The sequence below is a fragment of the Sphingomonas sp. S-NIH.Pt3_0716 genome (assembly GCF_003950715.1).
Taxonomy (GTDB): domain Bacteria; phylum Pseudomonadota; class Alphaproteobacteria; order Sphingomonadales; family Sphingomonadaceae; genus Sphingobium; species Sphingobium yanoikuyae_A.
Genome location: NZ_QLJK01000032.1, coordinates 37809 through 58890, shown reverse-complemented (window position 1 = coordinate 58890; position 21082 = coordinate 37809). Strand labels below are relative to the sequence as shown.

Genomic DNA, 21082 nt, shown 5'->3' with positions numbered 1-21082 from the left:
AGGAGAGCGCACCGTCAGCGGCCTGTGGGACCTGATCGGCAGGCTCGTCGATATCTTCAAGCCCGACGAATGTGCAAACTACTTCAAATCATGCGGCTATGAACCGGAATGAATGGAAACCGCTCTAAGGGCGCCGCTGGCGCGCAGATGACCGTTGGTGACGGCACCACCGATCTCGACACCGACCTTCTGATCGACGCTGCCGAAACGCTGGGCGACAATCACGAGAACCTGGGCGTTCTGGTCGTTCACAAGAAGGTCCACTCGATCCTTCAGAAGAAGGAAAAGGGCTTCGTTCCGGCTTCGCAGACGAACATCGGCTTTGACACCTACAACGGCTACAAGCTGGTCGTGGATAGCGGCATCGCTCCTGTTGAGGGCGTCTATACCAGCGTCCTGCTCGCCCCTGGTTTCTTCCAGTATGGCGAAGCCGCGATCGACAATGCCGTCTCGGTCGCCCGTGACGAGTTCGCCGGTAACTTCGGTGGCGAGACCTCGCTGATCAACCGCAAGAAGTTCCTGTTTGCCCCCGCTGGCATGGATTTCGACCCGGAACCTGACGCTATCGCCGGTATTGCGCCGACGAACGCTGAACTGGCGACCGCTGCGAACTGGCGCCTGGCATTCGAGCGCGAGAATATCCCGCTGGCGTTCATCGAAACGTCGCTCTGATCTTAGAGCAAGCCATGAAGGAGCCGCCCCCATTCGGGGCGGCTTTTTCGTGCGCGGATAAATATGTCCATGACGATCGAAGCCGCCAATATCTATCACGCAGACCGCGCCAACACTGCTTGGGCAGACGCCACGGAGGCCGCACGATCGGCCGCACTGATCCGCGCTCAGGATTACATCGCCGACACCTACACCCTGGTCTATGATGCCACCGACGATCCCCGCCATGATCGCGCCACGTATGAACTCGCGCTGGCCGCGCTCGATGCCAGCCTGGTCGAGATCGTCTCGCCCCAGGTCGTGCGGGAGAAGGTGGATGGCGTGGTTGAGGTTCAATACAGCGAGGGCGTAATTGCTGACCGTTTCCCGACGATCAGCCGTATCCTGGCGCCGCTGGTGAAGCCCAAGGTCGTGACGGGTTTCCAGTCTGTGAAGGTCTGCCTGTGACGGCGATCTATGATCGTGCGCGCAAGACGGTCGGTCGCAGCCTTCGGAAATTCGGCGGCCAGGCGACGATCACCAGGAAAACAGCCGGTGTTTATGATCCCGCGACCGGCGCCGTCACGAGTGGCGAAGAGACGATCGTTGCGAACGTGGTCATCCGCACCAACCGTGTCTGGACGAGCCAGGGGGTCGTTGGGTCAGAGACCGTCGCCACCCTCCTGATCGAGCCGATCGTCGGTGACATCATCGCGCTGGCCGATCAAAAATGGCGGGTGGCCGAAGTGGAAATCGTTGCGCCGAACGGTGCGCCGATCCTCTATAAAGCAAAGGTCGCGGCGGGATGAAAATCCGGATCGACACCAGTGACCTGATCGCGAAAATTCCCGGCATCATCTCCAACGCCGAACAGGTCGCGGCGGATGTCCGTGATAAGATCGCGGCAGATATTTACGCTGATCTTCTGCGCGAAACTCCCGTGGACACCGGCCAGGCGCGCCAGGGTTGGCAGATGGACCTGATCGGCGATCAGCAGCACGTCCAGAACGCCGTCCCGTATATCAACCGGCTCAACGACGGCCACAGCAAACAGGCGCCGTCCGGCTTCATCGACGCGATTGTGGATCGCCACACCCGGCTCTGACGGCTTCGATAAATACGTTCATGTTGAAGCTGCTGACCCTCGCGATCCGACACCATTTCACCACCAAGGCGCCTGTTGGTGTGCGGATCGTCTATGACAACGCGCCGCAGACGAAGGTCGATCAGACCAAGCCCTTTATCCGCTTCAGCGTCCGGCCTGGTGCGAGCAAGCCGATCTCGACGGGTGACAATCCGCTGATCGAGATGATCGGCCGCATTGAGATGTCGATCTTCGTGCCAACCGAACAGGGGGACGCGCAGGCTCTCGACCTGGCTGACCAGTGTGAAGCGATCTTCCGCAACTATCGTTGGCAAGTTCCGCCCAACCGATTGCTTGTCGAAGGTTTTGAGCGGACGATCCTACCTGAAGAACAGTGGTATCAAGTCAAAGTGTCTGCGCTTTGGCGCACGATCATGCGTCCAGAACGATGAAATCAGCGCCTCCGGATAAATATCTCCGGAGCAACTGGCTCCAAGAAACCTCTATTTTTGGAGCTAAAAGACAGATGTCTTATAATTCGAGCAATATTTCTTACTACATTCTTCCGGAGACTGTTGAAGGTGTCACGCCTGAGACTGGCACCGCGCTCAAGCTGGCGCACACGCCTGGCAGCGGCCCGAGCTACACGAAGGAAACTGTCTCCAGCAGCGCCCTTTATGCCAAGCGCCAGAGCGGCGGTGTCCGCACGATGGGCGGCAGCGTCAGCGGCTCCTTCGACTTCGAACTCAAGCGTTCGCCCGCCATCGACATCCTGCTCGCTTCTGCGCTTAGCGGCCAGTGGTCCGGCAATGTCCTCCAGGCCGGTGATCAGGACAGCAGCTTTTCGATCCTCAAGACCACCGGCGATGCCGACGATCTCTTCCACTGCTATACCGGCGTCCAGGCGAGTGAACTGTCGCTGACCACCGAGACGGTCGCCATGGTGGAAGCGTCTACCACGCTGATCGGTATGAACTACGTCGATCCGATCGCCTATGAGCCTGGCGAAGCGCTGGTGTTCCAGGAAGATGCTGGCGGTTTCCCGCTCGCCGCAATCGACGTGACCGCGTCCATCGCAGCCCTGCCTTCGATCGATGTTCGGTCGGCTACCCTGACGGTCTCGCATGAACGCGAAGCAAAGGCGGCCCTTGGCCCGGTCTCGACTATCGGGGTTGGCACTTCGGGTGCCCGCACCGCCACCCTGGAGGTGACCTTCTACCGCCGCGACTTCGCGCCGGAAACCGCTCTGGTCAACGATGCCACCACGTCGGTCGCCCTGACGATCGGCTCGGGCGCTGATGGCTATGTCATCAATATGCCTGCCGCCCAGGCCTCGTGGCCCGAAGAAAGCGTCGATGGCGCCAGCGTCCTGGTGACGATGACCTTCACCGCGAAGGTCAATGCTCAGGGCGATATCAAAATCACCAAGGCGGCATAACCTCGCCCGCCTTGGAGAGGGGAGGGCAAGCGCTCTCCCCTCGACCATTTGGATAAATAATCCGCAACATATTTGCGAGGTTATACATATGTCCAAGTTTAAGCGTCATTCCCGTTTCGATACCGATCTTGCCGAAACTGGTGTTTGGTTTTCCGTAAAGGATGAACTCGGAAATCATTACGGTGATTTTCTTTGCTCGCTGATCGATCAGCACGCCACCCATACCAAGCTCCGCGCCCAGCGTGCCACGAAAGGTCGTCCCGATCGTCAGGGTCAGAACACCGACGCCGCGAAGGTCGTTGCCGAACTGCTCGTCACCCTGTCGGTGACCGATTGGGAAGGCGTCTGCTACGCCGATGGCAAGCCGGTCGAATTCAACCGCGCCAACGCAATCGAGTATTTCACCGAAGAGACCTTCGTGGCCCAGCGGGTGCTGGAATATGCGCAGAACGTCGAGAATTATCAGCCTGCCAGCGCGGATGACATCGTAAAAAACTGATCGCCGTCCTCGACTATCGCTCGACCCAGGATTGGCGAGTATCAGTCGAGGACATCGAACGCGGAACCGCCAAGGCGCGGCAATATGCCCTGGAGCATATCGCCGCCTGCCCTCCAATCGAGCCATTCGCCGCCTTCTATCATGACGCTTTTATCGAGCTTCGAAGCGAAAGAGCGTTAGGTGTCGGTGGCTTCGGCCCGATCCCTATCACTCGCATCCATGAATATGGTCGTCACTATGACCTGACCCGCCATGAGATGCAGTCGTTGAAAACCGTGGTGATGACCCTGGACGGCCATGACCGCGAGAAGGCCGCCAAACGGGCCACCGGGGCGATGAAATAGGGCTGCACCGGCTAAATAGTCGATGCAGCCCGTCGCCTCCCCGAAAATTGACATCATCATCGACAGCAAGAGCGCCCAAGCTGGCGTCCAGCGCGTCAACGCCGCCCTGAATTCCATCGTCACCGGCGCCAATGGCATGAACAATGGCGTGTCCGGCGCCATGCGTGGCGTCACCGGTTCGACGATCACCACGGGCAATGCGGTCCAGCAACTCGCCCAGCGCTTGACCGGTGCGAACAACAACGCGGTCGGGCTGTCCGGAACGCTTGGTCGCCTGGCTGGCGTCGGCCGTGGTGCGGCAGGCTCGATCGCAGGGTTGGGCGCATCGTTCGCCGGTCTGGGCGGCTTGGCAGTCGCGGGTGGCGTGGCCGCAATTGGTGCGGCAATTGTCGCTGTCGGCACGGCTGTCACCTCTGCGACTGCCCAGGTGCAGGCTTACAAAGCCAGCCTCACGACGATCATCGGCGACACTCAGAAGGCCGGTCTCGCGTTCGACGCTCTGGCTGATTTTGCGCAACGCACCCCCTTTACATTGGACCAGGCGGTGGAGGGTTTCACCAAGCTGTCCGCCCTGGGTCTGACACCGTCAGAGCGCGCTATGACCTCCTATGGCAACACGTCGGCCGCCATGGGCAAAGACCTGATCCAGATGGTCGAGGCTGTGGCCGATGCGACCACTGGCGAGTTCGAAAGATTGAAGGAATTTGGGATCAAGTCGTCCCAAGAAGGCGACCGCGTCAAGTTTACATTTCAGGGCGTCACCACTGAAGTCGGCAAGAATTCCACGGAAATTCAAGACTACCTGATCGCGATCGGCGAGACGAAATTCGCTGGCGGGATGGACCGCCAGGCGCAGACCATCGGCGGCGCCATGGCCGCGCTGGGTGATCAGATATTCCTGCTTTTCGCCAAGATCGGCGAAGGTGGTTTCGCCACCGGCATGACCAAAATCCTGGACGGGATTTCCAGCGGGATCGCCGCGATCACCCCTCTGTTGTCAGGCATTGGGAGCGTCCTCGGGGGCATCATCAATTTCGTCGCCGAAGTGGCGTCGGGTTTTGGCTCGATGTTCACCGCGATGACGGGCGGCGGGAAGGAAAGCCTGGGCCTACTCGACCTGCTGACAGTCGGTTTCAATCTGTTGGGGCAGTGGGTCACGGTAGCGGGTAACACGGTCGGCTCGGTCTTCCGTGGGATCGCCAACGTCATCCAGTGGGTCGGCGGTGGTATCCGTGAATGGTTGGGCAAGGCCTTCACGTGGCTGACCGGTGCCAGCACCGCGACCGTCTCCGACATGGGGCTGTCGTTCATAGCGCTGCTGCGCTCGGTCAAGTATGTCGCCGGTGCGATCCCCGACCTGTTCGCGACCGCGTTCCAGGATGTCAAAAAGCTGTTTTCCGGCTTGGGCAGCATCGTCGGCCGCCTGCTGTCCGGTGACCTTACGGCTCTCGGTGACATCGGTTCGGCCTTCACGGTCAGCTTCGCGAACAGCGCCAAAGCAATGGGTAGCATTGTTGACCAGGCGGCAAAGATCGCCGGTGATCAGAAGGGTGCCCAGGGCGCTCTCGACCGCATGCTCGGCCGTGGCAAGACCGCCAAGATCGACGATTTTGCTCGGGAAACTCCGACCGACAAGCCGACTCCTGGCGTGGACAAGGATGCCGCGAAAGCCGCCGCCGACGCCGCCAAGGCCGAAGCGGAACGCCAGAAGCGTATCCAAGAGTATTGGCAGACGCTCGACAACAGCGTCACCCTGGCGAAGATGTTGCCATTGGAGGCTGAAAAGCACAGCAAGTTCCTGGAGCTTCAGAAACTATACGGCGATAAGCTGTCCGACCAGGACAAGGCCGCGCTCGCATCGTCGAAGCAGAAGATCGCCGACAAGCTGCGCGAAATCGCGCTCGGGAAGTCCATCACGTCGATGGCCGACCAGGCTCGCCAGATAGAAAATGCCAACCTGATCAACGCTGGCAAGAAGCTAGGGCTGACTGAACAGGAAGCCGGTGTGCAGGACACGTTGGCAAAGCTGCGGATCGACGCATTGAATGGCGGCGCCACGCTCGCCGACCTGTCCAGCGAAGCCTGGAAGGCAGAAGAGAAAAGGCTGGAAACGGCTCTCCGGACACAGGCCGCCTTCGACGGTCAAGCCGACGCTTTGAAGAAGGTGAAGGACATCGCGGCGGGATATTCGCCGCAGTATGATCGCGCCCAACGCCTGGCCGGTATCGAGAAGGATCGCGCTGATTTCCTGGCTGGTGCAGACAAGGCAGGCATCTCGAAGGGCGTCCAGGCCAGCGTCCTGGCGGGCATGGATAAGGCGCGCGCCGGTATCGAAAATGAGTGGGTCTACTCCTTTACGGACACGATCCATTCGCTGGCCGATGAACTTGGCGGCAGCTTCGGAAAGGCCATCGGCAAATTCGGACGCGCCATGGACCGCATGGCCGCCGCAGCATCGGGTGACCTCAATAATGCAGGGCCACTCGGCGGCATCGCAAAACTGCTCGGCAAGGATGTCTCGAAGGGTTTCGCGACCGGCGCCCAAGGGATGCTCGACGATCTCCAAGGCACGATTGGCAAAGCGTTCGGCATCAATGGCGAAGTCGGCCAGGCACTTGGTGAGACTCTCGGCAAGATGCAGGGTGGGGCGGAAATCGGTAGCGTCGCGGGCAACCTGGTCGGCGCCCTCGGCGTGAAGACTTCGGCGACTGGCTCAATGATCGGTGGCGCCCTCGGCTCGTTCGCGGGTCCGTTGGGAAGCGCGATCGGCGGCGTTCTGGGTGGCGTCGTGGGCGGCCTGCTGAAGAAGACGCGGTGGGCAACCGGCCAGATCGACCTGGTGAATGGTGGTCTCGCGACCGGCTCGGTGGCTGGTAATAAATCGTCTTTCCGCGACAATGCCAGCACGGCAGGCGGTGCGGTCGGCTCCAGCGTCCAGGAAATCGCTGATGCCCTCGGCGCCGTGATCTCCGGAAACCCCAACGTTTCGATCGGCCAATATAAAGGCGACTGGCGTGTCAGCAGCACGGGCCGAACCGGCAAGCTGAAGGGCAAGTATAGCGACGTGACGGATTTCGGCGACGATGCAGAAAGCGCCGTCGCATACGCGGCCATGCTCGCGATCCGCCAAGGTGTTCTCAGTGGGTTGTCTGACTTTGCCGACCGTGCGCTCCGCAATTCGTCCGACGATTCATTCGAAACGGTGCTTTCAGTCGCCACGCAATATGAGACGCTTCTGAAAGAACTGGCGGCTTTCGACGACCCGCTCGGCGCCAGCATCGACAATGTAAACAGCGGTCTCGACAAGCTGATCAGCCAGATGAAAAACTATGGCGCCACGGCTGAAGACCTGTCGAATGTGGAGCGCTATCGTCAGGTCCAACTCGACAAGATCATCGCGGATCAGACATCGTCGCTTCGTGACCTTCAGAAGACGCTGTCCGGCGAAGGTTCGGGCCGGACGGTCCTCCAGCGCCTGAACAGCAGCCTGGACGAATATGCCGGATACCAGGCCGATCTCGCCAGCGGAAAGTCGATCGACAATGACGCTTTCGCGTCGCTCGCCAATGAGATTTTCGGCCTGGCGGGCAGCGCCTATGGCACTTCGACCGGCCAGTTCCAGTCGATCCTTTCGATGCTCAAATCGGACAATGCTGCCGCGATTTCCGCGACGGAAGATCGCGTCATGGCAAGTCAGGATGCCGCCGCAGCCGCCCAGCAGAAGCTCGTCGAGCAGAACGCAGCCGCCGCGCAGCAGCGTGATCAGTTGCTGGCGGAACAGGCGAAAGCGAATGCGCTGTCGGCCGAACAAAACGCTCTTCTCCGTGAACTGGTCGCCAGGGGCGGGCTGGGCAATGCCTTCGCCAACGCCCTCGGCTACGTGAACGGCGTGCCGACGGCCCGGACGGTCTAAATACGACCATGGAAATTCTTAATCGCGGGTCTTTCGTCCGCAACAGCCACCGATATGAAATTCTCGAAGACCTCCCGCTTCAATCGCTGGAGCCATCGTCGCGGGAGATCGTCATTGAGACCAGCATGGGCGAGGCTGCGGCGCAGGCGCTGGCCACGAAAATTCTCGCGGATGCAGGGCGCGTCACGCAGGGGTTCGAGGTCGCGATCGAAGGCGTGATCGACCTCAATGATTTCGCCGGTCGTCCGCCGCTGTTCACCGTCTCGCTGCCTGGCTATGATGTCGCCGAACGCGTATTTCGGGTGATCGAAGCGCGGGTGACCCGCCTCGCTGGCCGCACGACCCTGGTGGTGCGCGGATGACCGCGATCCTTGTCGCCCCGTTGCCCTTCACCGTCATCAGCGGTGACGCTGCGGCGAACCGTCCGGTCAGCAACCTGGGCAAAAACCCGCCTGGCCTGGTGTGGCGCGTCGATGGTGAAACCGCTTCGATTGTGGTGCAGGTCGATGCCATGTTCGACACCATCGCGCTGATCGGTTCGAACTTACGGTCTTTTGATACCGTTCGCGTTCGCGTTGGTGCCACTGCCGCCGCGACGGTTTCCGCCCCATCGTTCGATAGCAGCGCAGTCCCCGCATGGTCTGGCACGAAGATCGACGGGGCAGGGGCCAAGACGATCATTCGCGCACCATCGACGATGGTCAGTCGCTTTGTCCGAATCGACATTGGCGCGCCCGGCCACCTGGACGGTTATATCGAGGCGCAGCGCCTAGTTGTCGGCAAAGCCATCCAGCACGATGCGATTGACCGGGATGCTGAGACGACCTGGGTTGATAGTTCACCGTCATACACCGGGCCGAACTGGTCGGCGTTCGATGAATATGTGCCGCTTCAGCAGACCAAGGCCTCGCTGTCATGGATTTCATCGGCCGCATATCATTCGGAGTGGGTGCCGTTCTTATCCCGTGTCGGTATCACGACGCCGATCCTGTTCGTCCCCTTCCTGGAGGATGTGGCGAGGCATCAGACGACCGTCGTCTTCGGCAATGTTCAGCAGTCGATGCCGGTCAGGCATCCTGCATATGACATCCATAACCTCGAACTCACGGTGCGAGCGCTGGCGCCTTAATCCTCATTTTTCGGCGCGTTGAAGCTCTGCAAAATGTTTGTGAACGCGGGTGGAGGAGGCGGCGCAGATGGCGGCGGCGGCACTTGGCCATGATTGAGCCACTGCCAGATTTCGGGAGGCAACGCTCCGCTGGCGCGCCAACTAGGGAAATCGACGAGGAAAAAGCAATCCTTCCCAAAATGGCCACGGAAACTCTCCGTCAGCGCCTGCGGCATAGCTTCACTCTTGAGGAAGAATGTCCCAACGAACGGCTGAAAATACTGACTTACGAGCCTGTTATACCTGATGAAATTAAGCAGCTTATTCTCATCATGTCCGAATGAAAAATATCCATAGTTTAGGACGAAGTTATTCACTGGTTGCGTCCTTCGCTTCGGGATTTGCGATCATTACCGGAGAAATTTGGATCGGAATTTCCTTCATCCCATCTTCCGTTCGAACTCCGATTTGCTGCTGGATCATCATCTTCTTCTCGACGTGCTGTTCGCGCTGAAGCCGATCAGGATCGCGGAGCGTGAAATAGACCAGTTGCCAGCAAGCGATCGCCGCAGGAACGATGCCGATCAGCATAAACAGCGAAGCAGCGATGTATTGGCTCGCAAAGAACAGGCCTCCGGATATCGATAGGCAGAGCGGAACTGCAATCAGACACATCGTGAGCGCGGGGTTCATTGCGCTGCTTGTGGTAATCCTGGTGGCGAGGGTCGCCAAATGACTCTGGTCGCTATTCATCATTCTTCCGGTGCCGCCACTTCGATTTCAGGAACATTCATAGCGAAATGATTGGTTGCGGGACAATACCTGTGATTGTCCCATAGCGACGCAATGGATGCACCCGCATCCTAAATATGGAGGTGCGTAACCTCCTAGTTAAGATCGAAGCCCGCGCCCAGAATGGCGCCACCCAAATTCTCCGTATGTCCTCGCTCGGCGCTTCGGCGGCCGGAACCGTCCTGGACGGTCATGCCTGGACCCCATGCGTCCGGGATTGGGGCGAACGCTCCATCTCCATTTTCTCCAGCGGCGAGCTTCAGCCCGCGTCCGTCTCACATGGCGATGTCATCTTCCTGGTTTCCAGTGATTTTGACAACACGGCCTGGGCCTCGCTTTCGTTCGACGGTCGCCCCGTGGAAATGTGGATCGGCGAAGATGGTGCCGATTTTTCGGAATACGAACAGGTGTTCGCCGGATCGTGCGGCGCGTTGGCGCGCAACGGTCTGGAATGCACGATCGGCCTGGCCGGTCCCGACGCCAAGATCGCCAAAGACCTTCTCTCGCTGACGTATAGCGGCGAAGGCGCACTGAATGGCGATCCGGAAATCAAAGGGGCGTTGAAACCGTGGTGTTCGGGCGAGGCCAAGAACGTCAGCGGCGTCCTGATTAGTGAGAATTATTGGGTCTACCAGTATCACGGTTATGGCCCCACGGGCGGCGTCACCGGCGTTTTTGAGAATGCCTGGCCCGTTGCGCCGAACGCGTCCGCGACGGTGGACAGCTATGGCGCGCTGATCGGCCTCGACCTTCAACCTGGTCAGTGGGCGCACTGTCCGAAAGAAGGTCTCTATCGCCTCGGTGGTCAACCCAGCGGCCTGATCACGGCCGATGTCGTCGGCGCCACGGTTGATGGATCGCCCGCGATGACGGTAGGCGAGATCGTTCGTCACCTCCTGTCCACGCGCGTTGACGCCGATGAAATCGACGCTGCTACCTTCGCGCCATTCACGCAGGCCTGGTCTCTCTATGTCGATAGCCAGGTCAGCGTTGGTGACCAGGTCCGTGAAGCCATGCGGCAGGCGGGCGGCTATCTGCTGCCCGATCCGAGCGGGAAATGGATCGCCGGTGATTTTTACGCCGATGGTCCGGTCGGTGAACTGCGGGGCGATCGCGCGGCCGAACCGTTGGTCGAGAGCTATAGCCAACTTGCATCCGCTCCGCCTGCCTATCGCGTGAAGGTCGGCCACGATCGCAGTTGGACCGTCCATAGCGACGATCAGATTTCACCGCTGCTGCTGGATATCACTGACGAAGAGGCGCGCGCTGCTGCCGCCGATGCTGCGGCGAAGGCCGAAGCGGCTGGTCAGAAGGCCGACACCGCGATCGGGAAGGTCGATGATGTCGCCACCGATCTCGAAGGCGTGAAGGAGACGGTCGATCAGACGGTCGGCAAGACCACCGCCCTGGAGCAGAAATTCGCGACGCTCGACGCAGCGATGGACGGTGCGGAAAGCGAGATCGCCGATCTCCAGGCCACCTATGGTTCGACCGCCGCTGCCGCCGCAAGCGCGGACGCTGCTGCCCAGCATGAAGCGAATGCTCAGACCGCCGCGACCAATGCCGCCCAGGCGAAGACCGATGCTGAAAAAGCCGAAACCGACGCCGTGGCGGCCAAGACCGCTGCGGAAACGGCGAGGGGCCAGGCTCAGACCGCCGCCACGAATGCTGGCACGGCCAACACCAACGCACAGTCGGCCAAAACTGCCGCTGAAAGCGCCAAGAGCGCAGCGCAGGCGGCGAAGGCCGATACCGAAACCGCGTTCGCGAATTCGACGACCGCGAAGAATGCAGCCCAGGCTGCACAGACGGCCGCTGAAACCGCGAAAAGCCAGGCTCAAACCCAAGCGTCAAACGCCGCTGGTTCGGCGACGGCTGCGGCGGGTAGCGCCTCGACGGCCAGCACGAAAGCGACGGATGCAGCCAAATCTGCCACCGCAGCCTCTGCGTCGCAGGTTTCGGCGCAATCTGCTGCTGATGATTCTCAGGACAGCGCGGATGCTGCTGCCACGAGCGCCTCGGCGGCTTCGACCAGCGCGTCTGCGGCCGGACAATCCGCCACCGCTGCCCAGAATTCTGCCACTACTGCGACGACGCAGGCCGGTAAAGCATCGACCAGCGCGACGAATGCGGCGACCAGCGAGACAAACGCCAAGGGATCAGAGAATGCGGCGAAATCGTCGCAGACCGCTGCTGCCACCTCCGCGACTACAGCCGGTCAAAAGGCTGATGCTGCTGCCACCAGCGCCTCGACCGCTTCGACAAAGGCGACAGAGGCCAGTCAATCCGCCTCGACGGCCACCACCCAAGCGAACACCGCGATTACAAAAGCCGGTGAAGCCAGCACGTCTGCCAGCCAGGCCGCGACCAGCGAAACGAACGCAAACGCTTCGAAAAATGCTGCGGCGACTTCGGCGACAAACGCTGCGAATTCGGCGAATGCGGCCGGTGGGTCTGCCACCGCTGCGGCGGGATCAGCATCCACCGCCAGCACTAAAGCGAGCGAGGCCGGGAACAGCGCGGCGGTTGCAAGCGCACAGGCGCTGACCGCAGCCAGTCACGCAGCCGGAAATTTGATCAAAAAGGGGGTCTTTTCGGATGGCTCTGTTGGCGAGTGGGGCGGCAGCGTATCCACGATCACAACTGGCTTCACGCCGCCAGATGGCTCCACTCGCGTTCTCCAATTGAAGAACCGTGACAGCTATGAAGGCGAGCTTTCGCCGTGGCCCTTTTCAACTGAACGTAAGGTGCGGCTTACCGGACACCTCCTGTCGTTTGGTGCATATAAAGCCAGCATGGGTGTCCAAATTCAGGACGCAGCGGGCACAAACAATTGGATTTTGCGTGGGGCAACTCCCGCCAACTCCAAGGTTTGGAGCTATATTGACGAAGTTGTAACGATCCCCGCCACCACTGCCAAAATCCGATACTGCGTCGTATCGGACGGCGCGTCCGGTGCGAGCGACCATGATCTCCGCGCTACTGGCCTGAGTGTCACCGACGTTACCGACAGCACTGCTGCCGCTGGATCGGCGAGCGCGGCGGCGACCTCTGCGTCGGCCGCAGGCACTTCCGCGACTAACGCGGGGACGAGCGCGAACAGTGCGACCCAATCGGCCAACACAGCATCGAGCAAAGCCAACGAAGCCGCCGCATCTGCATCGTCTGCCGCGAATAGTGCGTCTAGCGCGTCTAGCTCGTCAAACGCGGCGGGTAATTCGGCCACCGCCGCAAATTCGTCGGACGTATCTGCCAAGCTCACGGCTGCATCGCAGATGCCTTCGGACTTTCAACAAGATGGGAAGTTTTGGCAAAATGGCTTTGGCGGTCTGCCCGCCTCGCTGACCTCGATCACCCCGAACTCGACCTTCTCATTCGTCAACAACAGCGATGTTGGCCGGACGATGCGCGTCACGGCGTCAACGCAGACAGACGTGTCGCAGATCGGCATGATCCAGCTTCAGCCTGACCGGATTTATCGGATCAGCGCGAAAGTCCGACAGCAGAGCGGCTCCGTTTTCGCGCAGCTTCAGCTTTACCGGATCGGCGTGAATTCGACTGGTGGCACGCTGCAAAATGGCACCGTCCAGTCTACTTATACCTTCACCGCGTTGAATCAGTGGGTCGAAATGTCCGGCACCGTTCCGGCATCCACGACCAACGCAATGATCGCGGCTGGCGCATCCAGCATCCGTTCGCTGCTGCGGCTGATGGCAGCTTCGTCCACCGTAACGGTCGATTATTCCTACGTCCGGATCGAGGATATCACCGAAAGCACTGGTGCGGCAGGTTCGGCGAGCGCTGCTGCCAATAGCGCTTCACAGGCGTCCGCGAGCCAGGCTGGGGCAGCGAGCAGCGCATCATCCGCGCAGACTAACGCCACCAATGCGGCGACCAGCGCGGGACAGGCCTCCACGAGCGCCAGCCAGGCCAGCACGTCGGCGAATAATGCTGCGGGATCGGCGAACACGGCCTCGACCCAGGCGTCGAATGCCGCAAATTCAGCCAGCGCAGCCGGGGGCAGCGCGTCGGCCGCACAGTCGAGCGCCAGCACCGCCAGCACCCAAGCCTCGAATGCTGCCAATAGTGCCGCCGTCGCGAGCAGCCAGGCGCTTTACGCATCATCGCGCGCGGCGGGTAATCTGGTCGCCAAGCCCACTTTCGAGGATGGCGATAAGGGCATGTGGACCGGCACGGTGTCCGTCGTTGCGGACGCGAACTCGGCGATTGGCACGAGCAGGGCGCTCCGCTCGCAGGCGCGTGACGCCGCTGAAGGCGATTTCATCCCGATGCCTGGCAACGGCGTCCGCATCCTCCGCGTTTCTGGCTACGCAAAAGGCGGATCATCTGCATCTTATCCGGTCAACGTTGGCATCCAAGGCCAGTTGGCCAGCGGATCGTTCACCTTTCCATATTCGCGCGCCGCAAACGCTGGTGTCACGACCTGGACCGCCTTCGACTTCAACTTGGCCATTCCCGCCACGGTTCTCCGGTTCAAACCTTTCGTGCAATCGCAGAACGATGCTGGCCAGGCCGGTTCGATCCACGATGCCCGCGTTGTCGCCCTGCGGATTGAAGACATCACCGAAAGCAATAGCGCGGCAGGTTCTGCGTCTGCTGCTGCTTCGAGCGCCAGCACGGCCAGCACGAAGGCGGGGGAGGCGGGGCAGTCCGCCACGTCCGCGTCGAACAGCGCGAACACCGCGAATATCAGGGCTGGCGAAGCATCGTCGAGCGCGAGTGCAGCGGCGGGATCGGCCGCGACTGCATCCTCGGCAGCATCCACGGCGACGACGCAGGCAAACCTGACGGCGCAATACAGCACGGCGGGGGGCAACTTGCTCCAAAATACCGACTTTGCGGTCGATACGTCAGGTTGGTGGACTGGCATGAACAGCCAGTCGAATGTCGTGTTTCCGATCAATGGCGGCGGCAACGATTGGCATCCTGAATTTGCGAATGCCATCAGCATCTATCAGCAGAGCAGCGGCGCCACGGGGAGTTCAGATTGGATGCAGAATATCACGGTTCAGCCGAACCAGTGGTATGATGTCTCGGTGTTGGTTGCTGCGCATCGCTGCCAGGTGCAAATCTATCTCCAGTTCCAAAATGCTTCTGGTGGTGCTGTATCGACTCCATCATCTGGTGTCCTGACTCCGCTCAGCGGTGGCACGAACATGAGCAACTGGACCCAAGTAGGATTCAAAGGACAAGCGCCTGCCGACGCGGTCAAGGCCCGCCTGTATCTGCGCAAATTCGGCACATTTGGCGGCCAGGCGGATAGCTGGGCATGGTTCTTGCGCCCCCAGGTTCGCGAGACATTCGCGACCGCCCCAACCCCCTGCGCCTACTCGCCTGGTGGCAGCGGTGCTGTTGCGGCTAGTCAGCAAGCGACGATCAACACCCAGCAGACCGCCATCGCGACCGCCAACTCGACGATTGCCAACCACACGACCCGTCTCCAGGCCGCCGAAGCGAACGTCAGCCAGACGATGGGCGCGGTGTCCGACATTCGTGGGCGCACGACGGCCTTTTTCCAGGTCGATGCTGTTGCGGCTGGAAATCGTGCGCAGCTTCGCCTGGTTGCCGATGCGAATGGCGGTGCGGGCGTCGATATCATCGGCGATCTTCGCATCAGCGGTAACGCAATGATTGGCGGGACGATCAATCCGGAGGCGCTGGACCTGTCGCGTTTCGTGAAGAAAATTGGTCCTGCGTCGGCCAACGCCAGCGACGCCAGGCTGATGTATGCGGCCGACCTTGGCGTGACGATCGCGAATGGCAGCTACCAGCTAACCGGTTCGATCGGCTTCACCTACACGAGCGGCCGCCAGACCATGACGCAGAGCGGGAAACCATATTATATCGACTATCTCAATGATGGCGGCCTGCTGATTGCTCTCACCAAGAATGGCCAGACGATCGCGCAGAAGAGTTGGACCGGCACGCGGCTATCGGTCTATGGCGCGCAGAATTTCTCTGCGGATATCACCACGATTTTCGACGATCTCGACCTGGATAACTCGGTCGGGAACGTCACCCTGGCAGTCTATTCGCGCAAAGGGTCCAGCGATACCGGGATGATCAATGAGGGCGACTACTATCGCCGCGAGATGAGCGGAAATTACTACAATTTCTCGATGTCGAACGTGAAATGCAAATGGACCCTCTGGTGACAAACGGAGGGTCAAGAGAGAAAGCTAAATAGGTGCATGAGCCTTTACAGCAATCTCTCTACGACCCTCCGCGAGGTCATCACCGCAAGCCTGGCCGCAGTGGTCGCCCAGATCGACGAAATTGAAGCAGCGATCGAAGCCGCCACTGTCCGCCAGGGCGGCGCCATCGACCCGATGTGCGCGCAGAATTTCGTCAACCATATCTCCGTCCTCAACGGATCGTTGATCACCCTGCATAACGAGCGGGCGAGGCTGGAAGATATCCTGGCGAGCGAGGCCACCGAGTGAAGGCCGTGATCAAACGCCTGGCCAACAAATTCCGCACGAAGGCTGGGCGCAGGGTCGCATTGGCGCTCGCGGTGGCGGGTCTGGGTCTGGTCGGCGTCACCGCTGACCCCCAGCTTCTCGACGATAGCATTACGGTCGCGGTCGCGATCATCAGCGTGCTGTGATTGACTTCGATTTCCTGGAGGTCGCTTTTGGCTGGATCGATTGGGCCTCTGTGGGGATCGCGCTCGCGGCGCTATTCCAGTTCCTGCCGCAGATCGCCGCGCTGATGTCGATCGGCTGGACTGTCTATCGTGTCTATTCCGACTATCACGAGAAACGGGATAAAAACCGGACATAAATAGGGGTCATGTGATCCCTCTTGGCTCAAGATGGCCAAATCTGAAATCGGTCTGCGCGAAACGCCAGGCCCAACCAACAATCCACGAATTCTCGCCATGGCGAAGGAACTTGGCGGCAAGCGTCTCGGCATCGCCTACACGGCCGACAGCGTGGCCTGGTGCGGCCTCTTTGTTGGCTGGGCGATACTGAAGGCCGACATCGAGCCACCCGCCGTATGCGTCCGCGCGAAGGCCTGGGCGACATGGGGTGCCAATCTTCGAGCCGAACGTCTCTCGCCAGGCGCTGTCATGGTGTTCGATCGTTCGGGTGGCGGCCACGTCGCTTTCTATATCGGCGAAGACGCCACCCACTATCACGTCCTTGGTGGAAACCAGAGCGACAGCGTGAACGTCATGCGGATCGCCAAGGATCGTTGCATCGCTCGCCGGTGGCCGCGTGGTGTGGCTGTCACTGGTCGGCCGGTCTGGTTGGATGCCAAAGGCGCGCCGATCTCGACCAATGAAGCGTAGTTAGGCTTTCAAAGCCAGCGCCGCGACGGCGCCCACGATCAAAACGACGATCACCAAATAGATTACCTTATCGACCTTCGAAGATAGTTCTGCTTGCTCCGTCGCCCATTCTGCGTCCCACTCATCTTTTTTTCGCTGTTCTTCCAGTGCTTGCTCGTCAATCACACCCAAATGGGCGACATCGATGTCGTGGGCACCCTTCAATGCACTTTCTAGGTCAGCATAGGTCTGCTGGTTCATGACATAGCGGTCGAATAGTTCGTTGCGCTTGATGTCGTATTTTTCGGCCAACCAGAGACGATAGGCGTCAGACGAAAGATCGCGTTCCATCGGTGGCCTATTCGCAGCCGGATTAATTGCGATAGCAACCGCCTCTGGCGGCTGACGCTGGCCGCCAAAGATGACCAGCAGCGTGCCGATCAGGGTGACCAAGCCAGCCACCATCAGGTGGTTTTGGCGCTGCGCAATCAGCCCGATATTTTCAACCCTGCTTGATCCGAAATACGTGCTAGGCACCTCCACGCTTGTGTCCATATTGAACGCGATCAGCAACCAGATGACGCCGATAGCAATCAGACCAAATCCCACTGGTCGCATCATCACACACCCCCTAAGTCATTTGGACGCTTCGCATATCTCGTAACTCAAGACGAAAGAAGTGTCGGAGATCACGTTTTATCTTGGCACGCAGAACGCCTTCACGGTCGATGGGGCATATATGATGCCATTGCTGTTTGGTGGCGGGGCAACTTGTCGGCGGGTCACATCTCTAGCGTGCTGGCATTTTGCGCCAGACGGATAGTCGATTCGCGTCATGCCATCACGATCCGAGATGACCAATGTGTGCGGTCCAGGGGAGAGCTTTTCCTCTTTGGGATCGAATTGATCGAAGACGTTTTCATGCGGCGGCTCATATTTCTTCCAAGGGCCTTCTTCAGCCTGCGCGAGCAATAAGGCCAAGAGTGCAATCATGTTTTGATCCCCGTCGTTATAGCCGATTGGTGGCGCCTTTAGATCGACGAGGTCAAGCCGATCTCTTCCATCGTATCGCGGAAATCGTTCACCGATCGCAGCAGATCGGGCTGATGGAAATCGGGGAAGACCCGCGCGTCATCGTCCAATTGATCGTCCTTCGGGCGGCGCAGGTTCATGCTCCGTAGCATCCTCCGAGCAACCCTTTCCAAGACCGCACCAGGCGAAGGATCGGGCGTGGGATACATGGGCAGCGGCCGGTCCAGGCCAAGGTCGGCGCGATCCTCCGGATGAAGGGTCGCGATCAGGTAGGGGATGCCCATCGGATCGATCGTGTAGCTGAGATGGTCCAGCGGCTCGGGCGGACGGTCGAACAGGTCCATGATGTCGTGTCGAAGAGTGGGGGCGGGTGATTCGTCGGTATCGCGCATCACATATTTAGGGCGGGTGATTCGCCACAACGGCCGACCTTATTGGCCCGTCGTGTGGCTATTTTGCCCCAAACTGCCACTGTGTCTGACACATGTGGGACGCAAACGGCAATAATTGCCACATCGTCAACTATTCGAAAAGTGACCCAAACCCGCAGATTTCTGCCGATTTTTGCTGGTGCGGACGATGGGACTTGAACCCATATTCCCAGGGGGAGGCGGATTTTAAGTCCGCTGCGTCTACCGATTTCGCCACGTCCGCGCTGCGCCTTCCCCTGAAGGCTCAGGCGCGGCAGGTCAAGGGGCTGATCAGTCGGCGGCCTTGCCGTTCAGCCGTTCGCGCATTTCCTTGCCCGGCTTGAAATAGGGCACGCGCTTGGCCGAGACCGGCACCTGTTCGCCGGTGCGGGGATTGCGGCCGGTGCGGGCATCGCGGGCTCGGGTGGTGAAGGCGCCGAAGCCGCGCAGTTCGACCCGGCCGCCACTCGACAGGCGATCGACAATCTCGCGGAAGAAAAGATCGACGATCCTTTCCACTTCCTGCAGGCTGAGGCCCGGATTTTCTTCGCCGAGTTTCTGGATCAGTTCAGAACGGATCATAGTTCCTCCAGCACCCCTAATTTCCCCTGCCGACATTTATAAACAATTGGAAAGCTGTTGACAATCGGGGAGCAACGAAATCGTTTCGATAGGGCAAGGAAGTGGTGGAAGGGCATGAAAAAGCCCGCCGGAACCTGGGTTCCGGCGGGCTTTTCTTTGCCTGTTGGCAGGAAGGAAGGGATTAGCCTTCGTTCTTGGCCTTGAGCGCTTCGCCCAGGATGTCGCCCAGCGACGCGCCGCTGTCCGACGAGCCATACTGTGCAACAGCCTGCTTTTCTTCGGCAATCTGCATCGCCTTGACCGAGAAGGTCGGCTTCTTGGCGCGGTCGAAACCGGTCACCATGGCGTCGAACTTCTGACCGATCTGGAAGCGTTCCGAACGCTGTTCGTCGCGGTCGCGGCCCAGGTCGCTGCGCTTGATGAAGCCGGTGGCGCCATCTTCGCCAGCCTGGACTTCCAGGCCGCCGTCGCGAACTTCCAGAACGGTCACGGTGACGATCGCGTTCTTGTTCAGGCCAGCAGCAGCGGCGGTGGTGCCGCCGGCGGCCGGACCGCCACGCTCAAGCTGCTTCATGCCGAGGCTGATGCGCTCCTTCTCGACGTCGATGTCGAGAACGACGGCCTGAACCGTCTCGCCCTTGCGGTGCAGCGCCAGCGCGTCTTCGCCCGAGATGCCCCAGGCGATGTCCGACATATGGACCATGCCGTCGACGTCGCCGTCCAGGCCGATGAACAGGCCGAATTCGGTCGCGTTCTTGACTTCGCCTTCGACGGTCGAACCGATCGGGTGACGTTCTGCGAACGAATCCCACGGGTTCGACTGGGCCTGCTTGAGGCCGAGCGAGATGCGGCGCTTCTCGGGATCGACTTCGAGAACGATGACTTCCACTTCCTGGCTCGTCGAAACGATCTTGCCGGGGTGGACGTTCTTCTTGGTCCAGGACATTTCCGAAACATGGACCAGGCCTTCGATGCCCGGCTCCAGTTCGACGAACGCACCATATTCGGTGATGTTCGTGACGCGGCCCGACAGCTTCGCACCGACCGGGTACTTGGCGGCGGCGCCTTCCCACGGATCATTTTCCAGCTGCTTCATGCCGAGGCTGATGCGCTGGGTTTCGCGGTTGATGCGGATGATCTGGACACGGACGGTATCGCCGATGTTGATCATCTCGTTCGGGTGGTTGATGCGCTTGTACGACAGGTCGGTGACGTGCAGCAGGCCATCGATGCCGCCAAGGTCAACGAACGCACCATAGTCGGTGATGTTCTTGACGACGCCTTCGATGATCTGGCCTTCGGCCAGGGTCTGGATCAGGCCCGAGCGCTGTTCGGCGCGGGTTTCTTCCAGGATGGCGCGACGCGACACGACGATGTTGCCACGACGGCGATCCATCTTGAGGATCTGGAAGGGCTGCGGAATGTCCATGAGCGGGGTGACGTCGCGAACCGGGCGGATGTCGACCTGCGAGCCGGGCAGGAAGGCGACGGCGCCGTCGAGGTCGACGGTGAAGCCACCCTTGACGCGGCCGAAGATGACGCCTTCGACGCGGGCGCTTTCGGTGAACTCGGCTTCGAGCTTGTCCCAGGCGGCTTCGCGGCGAGCGCGGTCGCGCGACAGCATGGCTTCGCCATGGGCGTTTTCGACGCGGTCGACATAGACTTCGACTTCGTCGCCGACCTTGAGGTCAGCCTTCTGGCCGGGAGCGGCGAATTCGCGCAGCGGCACGCGGCCTTCCGACTTCAGGCCGACGTCGATCAGCGCCATGTCGTTTTCGATGCCGGTGACGGTGCCCTTTACGACGCGGCCTTCAAAGCCGCCGTCTTCGCCACCGAGAGAATCATTGAGAAGCGCGGCGAAATCGTCGCGCGAGGGGAATGCCGTAGAGGCCATGGTTGGTCCTTCACTCATCATTGCTGGCCAATCGGTTGTGT

General features: G+C 60.3%; 23 protein-coding genes, 1 tRNA gene and 1 pseudogene. 17 read left to right on the top strand and 8 right to left on the bottom strand.

What is annotated here, in order from left to right:
• The 12 genes and pseudogenes from BRX37_RS21440 to BRX37_RS21390 all read left to right on the top strand — a co-directional run.
• Positions 1-112: pseudogene (locus BRX37_RS21440) on the top strand (IS630 family transposase); the annotation flags it as partial.
• 35 nt (positions 113-147) lie between these two features.
• Positions 148-672, top strand: a complete 525-nt coding sequence (locus BRX37_RS21435; RefSeq protein ID WP_125989325.1) for a hypothetical protein — start codon at positions 148-150, stop codon at positions 670-672.
• 69 nt (positions 673-741) lie between these two features.
• Entirely contained in the window at positions 742-1119 is a 378-nt protein-coding gene (locus BRX37_RS21430; RefSeq protein ID WP_125989322.1) for a hypothetical protein, read from the top strand.
• Positions 1116-1460 (top strand): hypothetical protein, encoded by a 345-nt coding sequence (locus BRX37_RS21425; protein WP_125989320.1) that lies wholly within the window; start codon positions 1116-1118, stop codon positions 1458-1460. The genes BRX37_RS21430 and BRX37_RS21425 overlap by 4 nt, the downstream gene beginning before the upstream one ends.
• The gene (locus BRX37_RS21420) at positions 1457-1756 is read left to right on the top strand and encodes a hypothetical protein (protein WP_125989318.1); all 300 of its coding nucleotides are present in this window, start codon (positions 1457-1459) and stop codon (positions 1754-1756) included. Before BRX37_RS21425 ends, BRX37_RS21420 begins: the two co-directional genes overlap by 4 nt.
• A 20-nt stretch (positions 1757-1776) precedes the next feature.
• Positions 1777-2187, top strand: a complete 411-nt coding sequence (locus BRX37_RS21415) for a phage tail terminator-like protein (protein WP_125989316.1) — start codon at positions 1777-1779, stop codon at positions 2185-2187.
• Positions 2184-3173, top strand: coding sequence for a phage tail tube protein (locus tag BRX37_RS21410; RefSeq protein WP_206434203.1), 990 nt, complete (start codon positions 2184-2186; stop codon positions 3171-3173). Before BRX37_RS21415 ends, BRX37_RS21410 begins: the two co-directional genes overlap by 4 nt.
• 88 nt (positions 3174-3261) lie before the next feature.
• The gene (locus BRX37_RS21405; protein WP_125989312.1) at positions 3262-3672 is read left to right on the top strand and encodes a hypothetical protein; all 411 of its coding nucleotides are present in this window, start codon (positions 3262-3264) and stop codon (positions 3670-3672) included.
• Positions 3669-4016 (top strand): phage tail assembly chaperone, encoded by a 348-nt coding sequence (locus BRX37_RS27670; protein WP_486056894.1) that lies wholly within the window; start codon positions 3669-3671, stop codon positions 4014-4016. Before BRX37_RS21405 ends, BRX37_RS27670 begins: the two co-directional genes overlap by 4 nt.
• Before the next feature lie 22 nt (positions 4017-4038).
• On the top strand, positions 4039-7929 hold the full coding sequence (locus tag BRX37_RS21400) for a tape measure protein (RefSeq protein ID WP_125989310.1): 3891 nt from the start codon (positions 4039-4041) through the stop codon (positions 7927-7929).
• Positions 7930-8054: 125 nt separating this feature from the next.
• Positions 8055-8291 carry a hypothetical protein gene (locus BRX37_RS21395; protein ID WP_125989308.1) on the top strand — a complete coding sequence of 79 codons (237 nt, stop codon included), beginning with the start codon at positions 8055-8057 and terminating at the stop codon, positions 8289-8291.
• Positions 8288-9058: a hypothetical protein gene (locus BRX37_RS21390; protein ID WP_125989306.1), complete on the top strand. Its 771-nt coding sequence runs from the start codon at positions 8288-8290 to the stop codon at positions 9056-9058. The genes BRX37_RS21395 and BRX37_RS21390 overlap by 4 nt, the downstream gene beginning before the upstream one ends.
• Here the strand turns inward: BRX37_RS21390 and BRX37_RS21385 are convergent.
• Positions 9055-9414: a hypothetical protein gene (locus BRX37_RS21385; RefSeq protein ID WP_125989304.1), complete on the bottom strand. Its 360-nt coding sequence runs from the start codon at positions 9412-9414 to the stop codon at positions 9055-9057. The genes BRX37_RS21390 and BRX37_RS21385 overlap by 4 nt on opposite strands.
• Positions 9407-9793, bottom strand: coding sequence for a hypothetical protein (locus BRX37_RS21380; protein ID WP_125989302.1), 387 nt, complete (start codon positions 9791-9793; stop codon positions 9407-9409). Before BRX37_RS21380 ends, BRX37_RS21385 begins: the two co-directional genes overlap by 8 nt.
• Positions 9794-9906: 113 nt before the next feature.
• Here BRX37_RS21380 and BRX37_RS26870 point away from each other — a divergent pair, with 113 nt between their 5' ends.
• From BRX37_RS26870 to BRX37_RS21360, 5 genes are read left to right on the top strand one after another with little or no spacing between them, the layout of a single operon-like run.
• Entirely contained in the window at positions 9907-16005 is a 6099-nt protein-coding gene (locus tag BRX37_RS26870) for a carbohydrate binding domain-containing protein (protein WP_164522503.1), read from the top strand.
• A gap of 36 nt (positions 16006-16041) precedes the next feature.
• Positions 16042-16293, top strand: a complete 252-nt coding sequence (locus tag BRX37_RS21370; protein ID WP_125989300.1) for a hypothetical protein — start codon at positions 16042-16044, stop codon at positions 16291-16293.
• Positions 16294-16298: 5 nt separating this feature from the next.
• Positions 16299-16457, top strand: coding sequence for a hypothetical protein (locus tag BRX37_RS26865; RefSeq protein WP_164522502.1), 159 nt, complete (start codon positions 16299-16301; stop codon positions 16455-16457).
• The gene (locus tag BRX37_RS21365; RefSeq protein ID WP_125989298.1) at positions 16454-16633 is read left to right on the top strand and encodes a hypothetical protein; all 180 of its coding nucleotides are present in this window, start codon (positions 16454-16456) and stop codon (positions 16631-16633) included. The genes BRX37_RS26865 and BRX37_RS21365 overlap by 4 nt, the downstream gene beginning before the upstream one ends.
• A gap of 31 nt (positions 16634-16664) precedes the next feature.
• Positions 16665-17144, top strand: a complete 480-nt coding sequence (locus BRX37_RS21360; RefSeq protein ID WP_125989296.1) for a TIGR02594 family protein — start codon at positions 16665-16667, stop codon at positions 17142-17144.
• Here the strand turns inward: BRX37_RS21360 and BRX37_RS21355 are convergent, their stop codons facing one another.
• The 6 genes from BRX37_RS21355 to rpsA form a co-directional block, all read right to left on the bottom strand.
• Positions 17145-17744: a hypothetical protein gene (locus BRX37_RS21355; protein WP_125989294.1), complete on the bottom strand. Its 600-nt coding sequence runs from the start codon at positions 17742-17744 to the stop codon at positions 17145-17147.
• Between the two features lie 75 nt (positions 17745-17819).
• The gene (locus BRX37_RS21350; protein WP_125989292.1) at positions 17820-18116 is read right to left on the bottom strand and encodes a hypothetical protein; all 297 of its coding nucleotides are present in this window, start codon (positions 18114-18116) and stop codon (positions 17820-17822) included.
• A 38-nt stretch (positions 18117-18154) separates the two neighbouring features.
• Positions 18155-18547: a hypothetical protein gene (locus BRX37_RS21345; RefSeq protein WP_125989290.1), complete on the bottom strand. Its 393-nt coding sequence runs from the start codon at positions 18545-18547 to the stop codon at positions 18155-18157.
• Between the two features lie 176 nt (positions 18548-18723).
• Positions 18724-18809 (bottom strand) — tRNA-Leu (locus tag BRX37_RS21340).
• A gap of 47 nt (positions 18810-18856) precedes the next feature.
• Positions 18857-19147: an integration host factor subunit beta gene (locus tag BRX37_RS21335; protein WP_004207675.1), complete on the bottom strand. Its 291-nt coding sequence runs from the start codon at positions 19145-19147 to the stop codon at positions 18857-18859.
• Positions 19148-19328: 181 nt separating this feature from the next.
• On the bottom strand, positions 19329-21041 hold the full coding sequence (gene rpsA, locus BRX37_RS21330; RefSeq protein WP_004207674.1) for a 30S ribosomal protein S1: 1713 nt from the start codon (positions 21039-21041) through the stop codon (positions 19329-19331).
• Between the last annotated feature and the right edge of the window lie 41 nt (positions 21042-21082).

Bases quoted from the DNA above. Each gene is read 5' to 3' on its own strand.
- BRX37_RS21435 (WP_125989325.1), top strand. From the start codon at position 148: ATGACCGTTGGTGACGGCACCACCGATCTCGACACCGACCTTCTGATC.
- BRX37_RS21430 (WP_125989322.1), top strand. From the start codon at position 742: ATGACGATCGAAGCCGCCAATATCTATCACGCAGACCGCGCCAACACT.
- BRX37_RS21420 (WP_125989318.1), top strand. From the start codon at position 1,457: ATGAAAATCCGGATCGACACCAGTGACCTGATCGCGAAAATTCCCGGC.
- BRX37_RS21415 (WP_125989316.1), top strand. From the start codon at position 1,777: ATGTTGAAGCTGCTGACCCTCGCGATCCGACACCATTTCACCACCAAG.
- BRX37_RS21410 (WP_206434203.1), top strand. From the start codon at position 2,184: ATGAAATCAGCGCCTCCGGATAAATATCTCCGGAGCAACTGGCTCCAA.
- BRX37_RS21405 (WP_125989312.1), top strand. From the start codon at position 3,262: ATGTCCAAGTTTAAGCGTCATTCCCGTTTCGATACCGATCTTGCCGAA.
- BRX37_RS21400 (WP_125989310.1), top strand. From the start codon at position 4,039: ATGCAGCCCGTCGCCTCCCCGAAAATTGACATCATCATCGACAGCAAG.
- BRX37_RS21395 (WP_125989308.1), top strand. From the start codon at position 8,055: ATGGGCGAGGCTGCGGCGCAGGCGCTGGCCACGAAAATTCTCGCGGAT.
- BRX37_RS21390 (WP_125989306.1), top strand. From the start codon at position 8,288: ATGACCGCGATCCTTGTCGCCCCGTTGCCCTTCACCGTCATCAGCGGT.
- BRX37_RS21380 (WP_125989302.1), bottom strand. From the start codon at position 9,793: ATGATGAATAGCGACCAGAGTCATTTGGCGACCCTCGCCACCAGGATT.
- BRX37_RS26870 (WP_164522503.1), top strand. From the start codon at position 9,907: ATGGAGGTGCGTAACCTCCTAGTTAAGATCGAAGCCCGCGCCCAGAAT.
- BRX37_RS21370 (WP_125989300.1), top strand. From the start codon at position 16,042: ATGAGCCTTTACAGCAATCTCTCTACGACCCTCCGCGAGGTCATCACC.
- BRX37_RS21360 (WP_125989296.1), top strand. From the start codon at position 16,665: ATGGCCAAATCTGAAATCGGTCTGCGCGAAACGCCAGGCCCAACCAAC.
- BRX37_RS21355 (WP_125989294.1), bottom strand. From the start codon at position 17,744: ATGATGCGACCAGTGGGATTTGGTCTGATTGCTATCGGCGTCATCTGG.
- BRX37_RS21350 (WP_125989292.1), bottom strand. From the start codon at position 18,116: ATGATTGCACTCTTGGCCTTATTGCTCGCGCAGGCTGAAGAAGGCCCT.
- BRX37_RS21345 (WP_125989290.1), bottom strand. From the start codon at position 18,547: ATGCGCGATACCGACGAATCACCCGCCCCCACTCTTCGACACGACATC.
- BRX37_RS21335 (WP_004207675.1), bottom strand. From the start codon at position 19,147: ATGATCCGTTCTGAACTGATCCAGAAACTCGGCGAAGAAAATCCGGGC.
- rpsA (WP_004207674.1), bottom strand. From the start codon at position 21,041: ATGGCCTCTACGGCATTCCCCTCGCGCGACGATTTCGCCGCGCTTCTC.